At 31.8% G+C, this 13,129-nt stretch carries 13 protein-coding genes; 11 read left to right on the top strand and 2 right to left on the bottom strand.

Features of this window, described 5'->3' with window-relative positions; all coding sequences use genetic code 11:
• Positions 1 to 58: 58 nt before the first annotated feature.
• On the top strand, positions 59 to 505 hold the full coding sequence (locus CEF14_RS10650; protein ID WP_102692843.1) for a MarR family winged helix-turn-helix transcriptional regulator: 447 nt from the start codon (positions 59 to 61) through the stop codon (positions 503 to 505).
• Positions 506 to 856: 351 nt separating this feature from the next.
• Here CEF14_RS10650 and CEF14_RS10645 read toward each other — a convergent pair whose 3' ends face one another.
• On the bottom strand, positions 857 to 1,048 hold the full coding sequence (locus tag CEF14_RS10645) for a YkvS family protein (RefSeq protein ID WP_102692842.1): 192 nt from the start codon (positions 1,046 to 1,048) through the stop codon (positions 857 to 859).
• 122 nt (positions 1,049 to 1,170) lie between these two features.
• On the opposite strand from CEF14_RS10645, the gene CEF14_RS10640 reads away from it, so the two are divergent.
• From CEF14_RS10640 to CEF14_RS10620, 5 genes are all read left to right on the top strand, one after another.
• Complete coding sequence (locus CEF14_RS10640) at positions 1,171 to 1,359, top strand: hypothetical protein (protein ID WP_102692841.1); 189 nt, start codon at positions 1,171 to 1,173, stop codon at positions 1,357 to 1,359.
• Positions 1,360 to 1,450: 91 nt separating this feature from the next.
• A complete protein-coding gene (locus CEF14_RS10635) occupies positions 1,451 to 1,645 on the top strand; it encodes an aspartyl-phosphate phosphatase Spo0E family protein (protein WP_102692840.1) in 195 nt (64 codons plus the stop codon).
• A gap of 266 nt (positions 1,646 to 1,911) precedes the next feature.
• A complete protein-coding gene (locus tag CEF14_RS10630; RefSeq protein WP_102692839.1) occupies positions 1,912 to 2,784 on the top strand; it encodes an NAD(P)-dependent oxidoreductase in 873 nt (290 codons plus the stop codon).
• A 241-nt stretch (positions 2,785 to 3,025) separates the two neighbouring features.
• Entirely contained in the window at positions 3,026 to 4,351 is a 1,326-nt protein-coding gene (locus tag CEF14_RS10625; RefSeq protein WP_211284596.1) for an MFS transporter, read from the top strand.
• Positions 4,352 to 4,423: 72 nt separating this feature from the next.
• Entirely contained in the window at positions 4,424 to 5,329 is a 906-nt protein-coding gene (locus tag CEF14_RS10620; protein ID WP_102692838.1) for a chemotaxis protein, read from the top strand.
• A 161-nt stretch (positions 5,330 to 5,490) separates the two neighbouring features.
• On the opposite strand, the gene CEF14_RS10615 is transcribed toward CEF14_RS10620, so the two are convergent.
• Complete coding sequence (locus CEF14_RS10615) at positions 5,491 to 5,961, bottom strand: YkyB family protein (RefSeq protein ID WP_102692837.1); 471 nt, start codon at positions 5,959 to 5,961, stop codon at positions 5,491 to 5,493.
• Positions 5,962 to 6,106: 145 nt separating this feature from the next.
• On the opposite strand from CEF14_RS10615, the gene CEF14_RS10610 reads away from it, so the two are divergent.
• The 5 genes from CEF14_RS10610 to cbpB all read left to right on the top strand — a co-directional run bounded on the left by CEF14_RS10610 (position 6,107) and on the right by cbpB (position 13,049).
• Entirely contained in the window at positions 6,107 to 7,645 is a 1,539-nt protein-coding gene (locus CEF14_RS10610; RefSeq protein WP_102692836.1) for a Ppx/GppA family phosphatase, read from the top strand.
• A gap of 3 nt (positions 7,646 to 7,648) precedes the next feature.
• The gene (locus tag CEF14_RS10605) at positions 7,649 to 9,760 is read left to right on the top strand and encodes an RNA degradosome polyphosphate kinase (RefSeq protein ID WP_102692835.1); all 2,112 of its coding nucleotides are present in this window, start codon (positions 7,649 to 7,651) and stop codon (positions 9,758 to 9,760) included.
• Between the two features lie 208 nt (positions 9,761 to 9,968).
• Positions 9,969 to 11,987 (top strand): bifunctional diguanylate cyclase/phosphodiesterase, encoded by a 2,019-nt coding sequence (locus CEF14_RS10600; protein ID WP_102692834.1) that lies wholly within the window; start codon positions 9,969 to 9,971, stop codon positions 11,985 to 11,987.
• Between the two features lie 232 nt (positions 11,988 to 12,219).
• Positions 12,220 to 12,456, top strand: a complete 237-nt coding sequence (locus tag CEF14_RS10595; protein ID WP_102692833.1) for a short-chain dehydrogenase — start codon at positions 12,220 to 12,222, stop codon at positions 12,454 to 12,456.
• 149 nt (positions 12,457 to 12,605) lie between these two features.
• Positions 12,606 to 13,049, top strand: coding sequence for a cyclic-di-AMP-binding protein CbpB (cbpB, locus tag CEF14_RS10590; protein WP_102692832.1), 444 nt, complete (start codon positions 12,606 to 12,608; stop codon positions 13,047 to 13,049).
• The last annotated feature ends 80 nt before the right edge of the window (positions 13,050 to 13,129 follow it).

Below are 13,129 nucleotides of genomic sequence, written 5' to 3'. Positions count from 1 at the left end.
TCTGACATATCGCTATAATAGTTTTAAATCAAGATAATTGAAATAAAGGATGAATATTATGGCATCAGAAGAAGTGAAACAATCGTTAAAATTGTTTATTGTACTTTCTAGAGCAAACAAAGCGATTAATGAGTGTACGAATCAGTTCTTCCAAGATAATGGTTTAAACCCAACAGAATTTGCAGTGTTAGAATTGCTTTATCATAAAGGACGTCAACCTCTTCAAAAGATAGGCAATAAAATTTTATTAGCAAGTGGCTCCATTACTTATGTAATTGATAAACTTGAGAAGCGTGGTTACTTATCACGTGTTTCTTGTCCATCAGATCGACGAATTACGTATGCAGAAATTACTGATGAAGGAAAAGTATTTATGGACGAGCTTTTCCCAAGACATGAACAACAATTGGTTGAGTTAACAAATGTTCTATCTTCAGAAGAAAAGGAAGAAGCTATAGCATTGCTAAAAAAATTAGGACTTTCTATTAAAGATTTATCGTATTAGTACCTTAAATAAAAAACGAGTGATGTATTGTTGAACTGCACCACAATTGTAAGGCATAAGTCTAACGATTGGAGTTGCAGTTCTTTGTCTCATCACTCGTTTTGTTTTAAGTATAAAAAAGTGCCAAATACAATAAAATGAGTTATAGTAAGGTACTCAAACCAGCGTGTTGAATAACACTCATGTGTTACTCAATAATATTGATTTTTTATTCATATGGTAATCTTTTTTTGTAGTGAGATCATTAGAATGAGAAAAAATATATAAAAAAATACCGCCAAACAAAATTTGAGAGGCGGTAATAGATTCGTGGAGACTACAATTAAGACGGATATGTAAAAATTTTCTTCGCTATTTTTCAGCAACATTTGCTAAAATTTTATAGCGTTTATGATTTACTACTGTTCTTTCTTCCATATCTAATTGATTGAAGTTTTCCATGTAAGTTAGATTTACGATTACAGAGTTTTCGTTTATTTTTTCAACAATACCTTTAAGACCATCACCAAACTCAATAACATTTCCAATTTCAGCTATTTTCATGAAAATCAGTCCCTTCATCTACTAATACTTTACAGTTTGCCTTAAAAAGGTTCATACGTAAAGCAATATCTGTAAAGAATTATAATTTTATTTTTACAACATACGAAAAGGAAGTAATAATTATGAACGATTATAAAAATAAACTAGAAGAGTTAAAGAATGGAATGATAAAGGAAATAAAAGTCGATAAAAATGAATTTTATGCATTAAGAGAAGCATTGGTTGAAAGAGAAGATTTTAAGCATTTTCAAGGAATTGCACAACAAGGTGGCAATATTGTATATGTTTATTTGGAAGAAGCCAGAAGTTAAGATGTCGAATAATGTCGGAACTTTCATTTCCGAAAATGTGGGAATAATAGTATAATAATGAACATGAATTTTGCTGAAAGGAGGATGGTGTATGTCAGAATCCATCTTGAAAAAGTTGGAAAAAACAAGAGAGAAAATGATTCGCTCTGGAATTGAGAAAGGTTTTTCAAATGTTGAAACCATCCGCTTAAGTAAAAAGTTAGATCAACTATTAAATACCTATCAATTACAAAATAGTAATGAGATGAATGAGTATTCTATAAATATTGATTTAATAAAACATTAAGCTGTCCTACCGAATCTAAGGAAAAATATTATTTTTTTCGAAAATTAGGTTTAAATATTTTAAAGGGTGGAATAGTAATAAAGAACACAGCAACAATCTCATTTCCCCCTTTCTTAGCAGATACTTTGTGATCTGCTCTTTTTATTTTGATCAAAAATGGCATAAAAGTTGAGTATACATTGTTCTTCAAAGATTGTAGTCGAAATATTAAAAATTCTCATAAAGTCTGATACAATGGGATTAATATTTTAGCTAGGAGGACAATCATGAAAAACAAATGGTCAATTGGATTTATTGGTACAGGTGTAATGGGTGCAAGTATCGTGAAGCATTTATTAAAAGTTGGACATGAAGTACATATCTATTCTCGAACAAAGGCTAAGGCAGAGCCGTTAATTGAATTAGGTGCTAAGTGGTATGATGCTGCAGGAAAAGTAGCTCAGGAGTCAGATATCATTTTCACGATGGTTGGGTACCCACAGGATGTAGAAGAAGTGTATTTTGAAGAAAACGGTATTTTTGCGAATAGTAAAGATGGTACAATTGTTGTGGATATGACAACCTCACAGCCTACTTTGGCGAAAAAAATCGCAAAACATGCTAAATCTTTACAAATGGAAGCTTTAGATGCTCCAGTTTCTGGAGGGGATGTAGGAGCTCAAAATGGAACCCTTTCCATTATGGTTGGAGGAGACAAGGAAGTATTCCACAAAGTATTACCTTTATTCGAAGTTTTTGGTCAAAATATTGTATATCAAGGTGAAGCAGGAGCAGGACAACATACAAAAATGTGTAACCAAATTGCTATTGCAACAAATATGATTGGAGTTTGTGAAGCTATTTTGTATGGTAAGAAAGCAGGTTTAGAGATCAACACAGTTTTAGAGTCTATTTCAGCAGGCGCCGCAGGGTCTTGGTCTTTAAGCAATTTAGCACCACGAATGATAAACGGTGATAAAGAACCGGGTTTTTATATTAAACATTTTATTAAAGATATGCGAATTGCTCTAGAAGAAGCAGAATTAATGCATCTAGAATTACCAGGGCTAAAACTTGCAAAGCAAATGTATGATGAATTGGCTGCTAATGGGTATGCTGAAAATGGGACACAGGCATTAATCGATTATTATACGAAATAAAGGAAAATGTTCATCAGTTGAGCTTCGCCTACTAATGGTTAGTTCAACTAATTGTTCATTTATGGTCAAGTTCTGCCAACGATTTCTCATAGTGATCGTACTGCACAATGCGGGATAAAAATAAAATAGTAAAAATGAGTTGTCTATTTTTGAGACAACTCATTTTTTTGTAATAAATTTGTAAATTTTTGCTGAAATAAAGGAAAGAATAAGAATCTTATGGAATAATATTCTATTGGGGGTGGAGGCTATAAAGAAACAGGTTAATCATTCAAAAGCGCGAAGTTCATTAGCAATATATTTATCTTTGCCAATTTTATCTTGGGCTTTTTATGACTTTGCAAACACTATTTTTTCATCGAATATCAATACGATTTTCTTTCCATTTTATATGGATGAAACATTAGGTACAGATGAAGTAAAACAGCAAGTTGCAAGTACTTTTATATCTTATGCTAATGCTATAGCGAGTTTCTTCTTAGTTATTTTTTCACCATTATTTGGAGTATGGATTGATCGTACAGGTTATAAAAAGAAATTTATCGTATGGTTTGCCTCAATTTCTATTCTCTTTACTTTTTTAATGGGTGTTTTTAGTTCAGTTGATTTTGGAATTTTAAATTATACAGGCATTCCTATTAGTTTATTTTATGTTGTTATTTGTTTTGTCATTGCTAAATTCTTTTTCAATTCTAGTTTAGTATTTTATGATGCAATGATGCCGAATCTAGGAACGAAAGAAGAAATGCCACTTATTTCAGGATTTGGTGTAGCAATTGGATATTTAGGAACACTCTTTGGTTTGTTAGTTTATCTGTATGTTGGTAATTCAGATTTTCATAAAGCTTTTATACCAACGGCGATCTTATATTTACTGTTTTCATTACCACTTTTTTTTATTAATAAGGATCTACCCTTACCTAAGTACGATCGTAGTAGTGTAGCATTTTTAGACGGATATAGAGAGATTATTACTACGTTTAAAGATATGAAACATTACAAGCCGATTTTTACCTTTATGATTGCTTATTTTTTTATAAATGATGCAATTGCCACTACTATAGCGATGATGGCTGTTTATGCAACAGCTATTGTTGGATTTACATCTAGTGAGTTTATCTTATTATATTTAGTTTCGACTATTTCAACGATTATTGGCTCTCTGGCATTTGGATATATTACAAAGAAAATTGGTGCGAAATCGGCAGTAACTTGTGTATCGATATTGATGATTCTAGCATTAATATTGGCAGTATTTGCTATTCAGCCATGGATGTTTTGGATTGCAGGTAGTTTGTTTGGTATTTCGCTTGGTTCTATGTGGGTGACATCACGGACTCTAATCATCGAATTATCTCCAAAAGAGAAACAAGGGCAGTTTTTTGGGCTATTTGCTTTTTCTGGAAAAGTTTCTTCGATCATTGGACCAGCAATATATGGAACTGTTACCTTTTTACTAAAAGAATACGGGACTATTGCAAGTAGAACTGCACTTTCCACTTTAATAGTAATGACTATTATAGGTTTAATTGTACATCTAAGAGTTCGTACGAATGTCACGAATTGATATAGGAGCATACTAGTGAATATGGTACAATTGAAGCGATAAGAAGTACTGTTCAAGGAGAGGAAGACCCACATGAATGAAAACAAAGGTATTTTATTAGAAAGTGGTACAAATGAGCTTGAAATAGTTGAATTCGAAGTAGGTTCTAATAAATTTGGTATTAATGTTATTAAGGTAAAAGAAATTATTCAACCCATTCCTGTAACATTTATTCCACATGCACATCCACATGTTGAAGGAATTATTCAATTACGTGGAGAAGTGTTACCTGTGGTTGATATGAAAAAAGTATTAGGTTTAATGAATACTCCATATGGCGACCAACAAAAATATATTGTTGCTGAGTTTAATCGACAACGTGTAGTTTTTCATGTTGATAATGTAACACAAATACATCGCATATCATGGGATCAAATTGAAAAACCTTCTGATATGTATCAAGGTGGAAATTCTCAAGTTATAGGTGTTATCAAACGAAACGATGTTATGTTATTATTGTTAGATTTTGAAAAAATAATGGTAGATATAAATCCTGAGTCAGGCATTAATGTTGATTCTGTAAAAAAATTGGGCAACCGTGAACGTTCAGAAAAGAAAATTATTATAGCAGAAGACTCACCATTATTACGGAAATTGTTACATGATACCATGATAGAAGCCGGTTATGTCAATGTAGAATTTTTTGAAAATGGAAAAGATGCTTTAGATTATCTTTTAGGGATTGCAGAAAAAACAGATGATATCAGTAAATATGTGCAATTAATGGTGACTGATATTGAAATGCCGCAAATGGATGGCCATCATTTAACCAAACAGGTTAAAACACATCCTGTATTAAAAAAATTACCAATTATTATTTTCTCTAGTTTAATAACAGATGATTTGCGTCATAAAGGTGTGGAAGTAGGCGCAGAAGATCAAATTAGTAAGCCGGAAATTGCGGAGTTGATCTTGAAAATGGATGAATACGTATTGTAAAAATTGTATAGACTGTTGGATAATTTCTTTACGGACAGTTCTAACTACTTTTTAAGATTACGATTGCAAAGAGATTTTTCCTACAGAACGCCACTAGCTTATTCGAAAAGGATTTGTCCCAAAAGGCTTGTGGGCAAATCCTTTTTTGTAATAAATTTCAATCAATGGCCATAAAAATAACTGCTGTTTTTATAGTAATCATGTTTTTTCTTTTCATCATAAATTTTCTTTGGCGTTAACTTATTCTTTTTAGGTAATTGTTTAGTACATTTTAAATCTAAGAAATCATTTAATATACTCTTTGCTACATTTAGACTCATTTTTCTACGAGGATTACGGTATGTTTCATCAAGATGTCCTAAGTGAGGTAATTGATTAAAATCTTCTTTTTTAGGTAAGGTATGAAAATAATAATCAGCACATTGAATTACCACTGCGGATTGTTGTTGACTATAGCGTGGATTTTTGACAAAATGCAGACCTAACTTTTTAGCACGGCCTGAATGGATCATCTTCTCGAGAGCTAGGCGTTTTAATGTGTATAGTGGTCGATTATCTAGGGCGGTTTTTGCATGCTTATTAACCGTATAAATGGCTGTAGCTATTTCTCCATCTTTAGGATGATTACTCATAAAAAACCTACCTTTCATAGAATCTACATAAAAATAAACATGATGTGAGGGAAAATTCTGACCATTCAATCTATAATATACTATGATACCAATATTACAATTCATTGTATATAGAGAGTGTTGAAAACATGAGGAAGTGACATTAGTGAGAAATTTTAAAGCAGCAATCATTGATATTGGATCTAATACAATTAGATTAGTACTATACAAATACGATGTAAAACGTGGAATGAAAGAAATTGAAAATATTAAAGTTGTCGCTCGCTTACGTAATTATATTTTACCTAATGGGACATTATCGGAACAAGGAATATTAAAATTGAAAAATATTTTGATTTCTTTTCAGGATATGTTACATGACTACGGTATCAATAATGTACTTGCAACAGCAACAGCAGCCATTCGCCAGTCAACGAATGGTCAAGAAATATTAGAGAAAATGAAAGATGAAATTGGCATTGAAATTAAATTATTATCTGAAGAACAAGAAGCCTTTTATGGTTATTTAGCTGTAGTACATTCAATAGCTACACCATCTGCGGTGACGATTGATATGGGTGGGGGTAGTACAGAGATTACCTATTTCCATAACAAGCAGTTAATTAAGTCATATAGTTTCCCTTTTGGATCTGTATCACTTAAGCAACAATTTATGAAAAGTAATACATTAACAATCGAAGAAAGAAATAGGATCTATCAGTTTGCAAAACAACAATTTTTATCCTTAAACTGGTTAGTAGGTTTAATGTTGCCTGTCATTGGTATAGGTGGAAGCGCACGTAATATGGCGAAAATGGATCAAAGAAAGAAAAAATATCCTATTTCGGGAATCCATCAATATAAAATGACAAAAGAAGATTTTAATTCTATACGTTTAGAAATAGCAGGATTAAGCTTTGAAGAATTAAAACAACTTGATGGATTGTCAAGTGATAGGGCAGATATTATTGCACCTGTATTAGAAGTTTTTCAAGCATTAATGGATGTCGTGCAAAGTCCAATCTTCCAATTTAGTCGAAAAGGGCTTAGAGAAGGCCTCATTTTTGAAAAAATATTAAATGAGAACCCAAGTGCATTTGATAAATATCGAGTCTTTGAAATTAATATTGATTTTCTAGCGCAGGAGTTTGGAAAATCAGAAGCGCATAATCAGTATTTTGTTAAACTCTGTGAAATAACGTATCGAGAATTTTGTAGGCATGGTGCACTCCTATATTCTGATGATGATCTAACAATAATGATGCAGGCTGCAAAACTATTCTATCTAGGGGAATATATTGAAGCAGATGCTGCAAGTCAACATACATTTTATCTATTATCAAATCGATCAATAGATGGTTTAGGGCATAAAGAAAGAGTACGGTTAGCATTATTAGCATCCTATAAAAATAAAGATGAATTCAAAAGATATGTCCAACCATTTCTTGAATGGTTTACAAAGGATGAATTAAAGCAAATACAGGGGATAGGTGCTTTATTAAAATTTGTTTATGCATTGGATGCGTCAAAGCGAAAAATAGTAGAGAATATTGAAATTGATCAAAAGGAACAACATACAATTATTCGTATTTATACAAGGGGAAATGCATTAGCAGAAAAGTATAAAGTAAACCGACAGAAAAAACACATAGAAAAGTTATTCCCAGGAGATGTCACTTTACACTTTATAGAAAAGGAAGGGTAAATAATGGAAGCTACAAAAATAGATTTTGAAGAAATTGCTAAACCACAGTATTACAATAATCGTGAGCTGAGTTGGTTAGCATTCAATGAACGTGTTTTACAAGAGGCTGAAGATACGAATAATCCTTTATTGGAACGTTTAAAGTTCTTAGCGATTTTCAGTTCTAATTTAGATGAATTTTTTATGGTTAGAGTTGCTGGTCTTCAAGATCAAGTTAGAGCCGGTTTCCATAAGCCGGAAAATAAATCAGGATTAACCCCCAAGGAACAATTGTCCCGTATTTTTGAAAGGACACAAGCACTTGTTGCCCGCCAAACAGAGGTATATAAAGATTTAGTACTGAAACAACTGCCTAAGGAAAAGGTTTTTTTACAAAAAATTGATCATCTGAATGATGAACAACATTTATTTTTAAATGAATACTTTGAAGAAATTATCTTTCCAGTACTAACCCCTGTAGCAGTAGATGCTTACCGACCTTTTCCAACATTACTTAGCAAAACGATGAATATTATTGTTCTTCTTGAGCAAGAGAATGCGGAACCTGAATTTCGTGAAAAAATAGCTATTGTTCAAGTTCCTTCAGTTATAGATCGATTTATTCAGATACCATCAGCTGCTAATGAAATACGTGGTGTATTATTGGAAGATGTTATTAGTGCGAACATTGATAAATTGTTTTTGGGATACAAAGTGAAATCAGCCCAATCCTTCCGTTTAACACGTAATGCAGATTTGACTATACATGAAGAAGGTGCACGTGATCTTCTAGTTGAGATTGAAAAAGAGTTGAAAAAGCGTAAATGGGGTGCAGTTAGTCGAATAGAAGTTCGTTCAGGTGAGATGGATGAAGACGTATTGCAATATCTTCTCAAGGTGTTAGAAGATTGGGAAGCCGATGTTTATAGTTTGGATTGTCCATTAGATTTAACGTTTTTATTTTCATTTTGTAAGGTAATTGCTGAAGGTAGGGAATATCTTGAATACGAAAGCTTTATTCCTCAAGCACCACTCGACTTAGAGTCAGATGAGGACTTATTTGAAAAAGCATTAACACAAGATTTGTTCTTTCACCACCCATATGAATCCTTTGCACCAATTGTTGATTTTGTAACAGAAGCCGCAGAAGATCCAACTGTTCTTGCAATTAAGCAGACGCTTTATCGAGTAAGTGGTAATTCACCGGTTATACAAGCATTAAAGCAAGCTGCGGAAAATGGTAAACAAGTAACTGTTTTAGTTGAGTTAAAAGCAAGATTTGATGAAGAAAATAATGTGCATTGGGCAAAAGAGCTTGAACAAGCAGGATGTCTTGTTATATACGGTATGCATAATTTAAAAACACATTCTAAAATCACCTTAGTCGTTCGAAAACGTCAAGGTCGTATTGAACGTTTTGTCCATTTGGGTACGGGAAATTATAATGATGCAACCGCAAAAATTTATACGGATATGGGTATTATTACAACAAATAAAAAAATAGGAATTGATGCAACAAATTTTTTCAATTATTTAAGTGGATATACTGAAAAACCGAATTTTCATCATTTGGTTGTATCCCCATATGATATTCGTAGTGAATTTATCAAATTAATAGATGAAGAAATTATCTGTCAAAAAAAATACGGCAATGGTCATATACGTGCGAAAATGAATTCTTTAACAGATAAAGAGCTAATCATGAAAATGTATGAAGCATCAATTGCAGGTGTGAAAATTGAATTAATTATTCGTGGTATATGCTGTTTACGACCAGGTGTACCGGGAATTAGTGAGAATATTATTGTTACAAGTATCGTTGGACGTTTTTTAGAGCATTCCCGGATCTATTGGTTCAATCATAATGGAGAAAACAAATTATATCTTTCTTCAGCGGATATGATGACACGTAATATGGTTAAACGTGTTGAAATCCTTTTCCCTATTTTCAATACAGAAATCAAAGTACGGATAATGGAAATTATGAAAACGCAATTATGTGATAATGTTAAGGCTCGTATTCAAGGCGCAGATGGTGTCTATCATTACAAAGAAAAAAGAAATTGTGAGCAATCTATTAACAGTCAAGAGATTTTTTTGAAAGAATCTTCAAGAATGTTAACAGATGAAGAATAAAATAGACTTTTCCATTTAATAAGGTAAAGGTTGGCAACACCACGACTCGTTCTTTAGGATAAGATTAGTGAAGCAAAAATAATATGGAGATATTATCGGAAAGTTTCTAATTTGTTTTTTATTCGATTAATTCATATTTTTTATATAAATTTTAAAGAAAATCTATTATGATAGTCATATAGTATATGTTTTTCATTGGAGGCAATACATGAAAAAACCAACTTTAGACCTTATGTCTTTGAAAAGGATTGCTAGTTATTATAGCAAATTTGAGTCTTCTGCTATTACTTTTATGATACAAAGAATAGAAGAACGATTTAATATAATTTTTGCAAGTGATGATTGCCAAAGAGAGTTTGGGCATTTTCATGAAAATAATTCATTGGCAGAAAGATATTTACCAAGTAACATTTGGTTGATATTAAGACCTATGTTATTACAGCCTCATGATGAAATGGAGCTAAATATTGATAACAATCGTAAAATTAGCATATTAGTAGGACGTGAAGTTGAAGAAACTTACTACTTATGCTCAATACATAAGCAACATCATGATTCATTATTTAGTAATTTGTTAGAACAAAATTTAGATTCTATTATTACGATTGATCAAAAAGGTATTATTCTTGATAGTAATCAAGCTGCGAAGGCAAAATTCGGTTACAAGGATTCCTATATTTCCGGAAAGTCATTATATGAATTTGTATCAATATTCTCTAAAGATAAAATTCAAAAACTAATTGAAGATACTGTTGAATACAAAAAACCTCTTGAATTAGCCGATTGTGGTATTAAAACCATCGAAGGGAAAACAGTGGTGATCTTTGCTAAGAGTATACCAATAGTAGAATATCAAAAAGTTATAAAAATATTACTTATATTTCGGGATATAACACCTTATAGTGATAAGAATATGAGCGTAACTTATTTATCGTATCATGATCAATTAACTGGAGCATGGAATAATAAGGCTCTTAATGAGCACTTTCCAGAAGTAATCCAAGATGCCAAGCGGAAAAAGCAAAAAGTGGCTGTACTTTCAATTGAGTTAGAACGTTTTAAAAAGGTTAACGAAAACTATGGGGCAGCAGTTGGAGATATATTATTAAACGAAGCAGCAAATCGTATTTCATATTTTATTAATGACAGTAGTTACCTTTATAAACTTAATGGTGAGAATTTTATTTTTGTTGTACAAAACACTACTAAGGAATTGATTCAAACGGTAGCTATGAAAATTATACACATATTAAAAGAACCACTAAACATTGGGGATTTTGAATTTTCAATTTCAGCATCAATCGGTATTTCTTGCTATCCAAATGATGGTGATCATGTCGAAGAATTGCTTCGAAAATCAAATCAGGCTTTGTTTTATTTAAAAGAGAGAGGACGCTCAGGATATCGTTTTTATCAAAGTGAAATGGAGGATCAGTTTCGTAATACGGCCTTAATGGAAGCGCATTTACGTAGAGCAATAGAAAAAGATGAGCTAATGGTCTATTATCAGCCTCAGATTGATTTGGAAACAGAAAAGATTACAAGTTTTGAAGCATTATTAAGATGGCAAAATCCTAAGTTTGGTTTTGTATCGCCAGATAAATTTATTCCAATCGCTGAAGAATCTGGTTTGATTATTGAAATTGGGGATTGGGTATTAGAACAAGCATGTCAACAATTAAGAGAATGGGAAAAGGAAAATATTACAAATGTCAGAATTGCCGTTAATATATCTCCAAAACAATTCAGAGAAGATAAACTGGCTTCTAAAATTCTACAATATTTAAAAAAATACGATGTAAGTCCTGAATGTTTAGAACTTGAAATTACTGAAAGCTCCATGACTGATGCGGAAGATACAATGATTATTTTAAAACAGCTAAAAAGCATGGGATTAATCATATCAATCGATGATTTTGGTACAGGCTATTCTTCATTAAGCTATATTAAAAGATATCCTATAGATATAATTAAAATTGATCAATCATTTATTCGAGATATGGATACAGATGAGAAAGATCGTGCGATTGCTAAAACAATCATTCACTTAGCTCATAGTCTTGGACTAGATGTAATCGCTGAAGGTGTCGAAAAAAAAGAACATGTTGGCTTTTTAAAAGATAATCAATGTAAAAAAGCACAGGGATTTTTATTCAGTAAACCTTTACCTTTACGCGAACTAATGAAAACAATTCCATTTATGGATAAGGATTCGTATTTAGTTTAGTTATTGTTAATCACAAAATAGTTATGCTTTGGAACGAAAGTGAAGAAATGTTTGAATCAAGTTTTGTTTCGTTTTATCAATCTTTTAAGGATTAGAAAATATGAAGGTTCTAACGTGTCCGTTTTAGAAAATCGGGCACGTTTTTTTATGTAAATAATTTAGTTGAGAAAAGACCCCTGAATAAACGAAATCCAACAGAGTCATACTATAGAAAAAGGAGAGAGGGTTTTCTATGGGAATTTGGACTTGGCCTTTAATATTTGTCGGATTATTGATTTGTATAGTCTCATTAATTTGGACGATGCGAATTGCAAAAAATCAGGAGGTTCAAGAAGGTACGCATGATGAATCCTATTCAGAAACAGTTGAAAATAACCCCAATATTTTAAATCCGATCATATGGATGTATGGCATCGCAGGCCTTTTTATGGGAATTGTTATGATTTACTACATTTTATTTTATCGATAATAACTATTTGTTATACATGGCAGCTTTTGATGAAAAATATAATGATGAAAATGCTTTCAAGTGCATTAATGGAAATCTTTGAATAATATATGGTAAGATGAAAATGTAGTTTATTGTTCAATTTTGAACAAGTGAAGGAGTAGAACTTAATGATTTCTATGACTAGCAGAGATTTTCTTGAAATGCCGATAGTTGATTTGATTATATCTTCAGAAAAAGTTGCACATGTACAATTAGGAAATAATGCAGAGCATGCATTACTTGTTCTTACAAAAACTGGTTATTCTTCTATTCCAGTACTAGATGCAGAATATCGTCTTCACGGTTTACTTAGTATTCGTATGATCACAGAATCAATATTAGGATTAGACCACATTGAATTTGAAAATTTGGAAAATATAAAAGTAAATGACATTATGGAAACCAAAGTAGCTACTCTCAATATCAACGATAAATTTCAAAAAGCATTAGATCTTGTCATTAACCATGCTTTTTTATGTGTAGTGGATGATGAGGAGAGATTTGTTGGTATTATGACGAGACGTGTAATCCTGAAACAGTTAAAAAAACATATCTATCAATTTAATTCTTAATTTTTGAGTTTAAAAGAAGGTCCAGCTTTGGGCCTTTTTATTTTGATTTTTAAACTTTAAGGTACTTGGATATAAGTTAG

Origin of the sequence: Rummeliibacillus pycnus, assembly GCF_002884495.1 — a bacterium.
Lineage (GTDB): Bacteria > Bacillota > Bacilli > Bacillales_A > Planococcaceae > Rummeliibacillus > Rummeliibacillus pycnus.
Note: the sequence above shows the minus strand (reverse complement) of the source record. Positions and strands in the feature narration are given on the sequence as shown.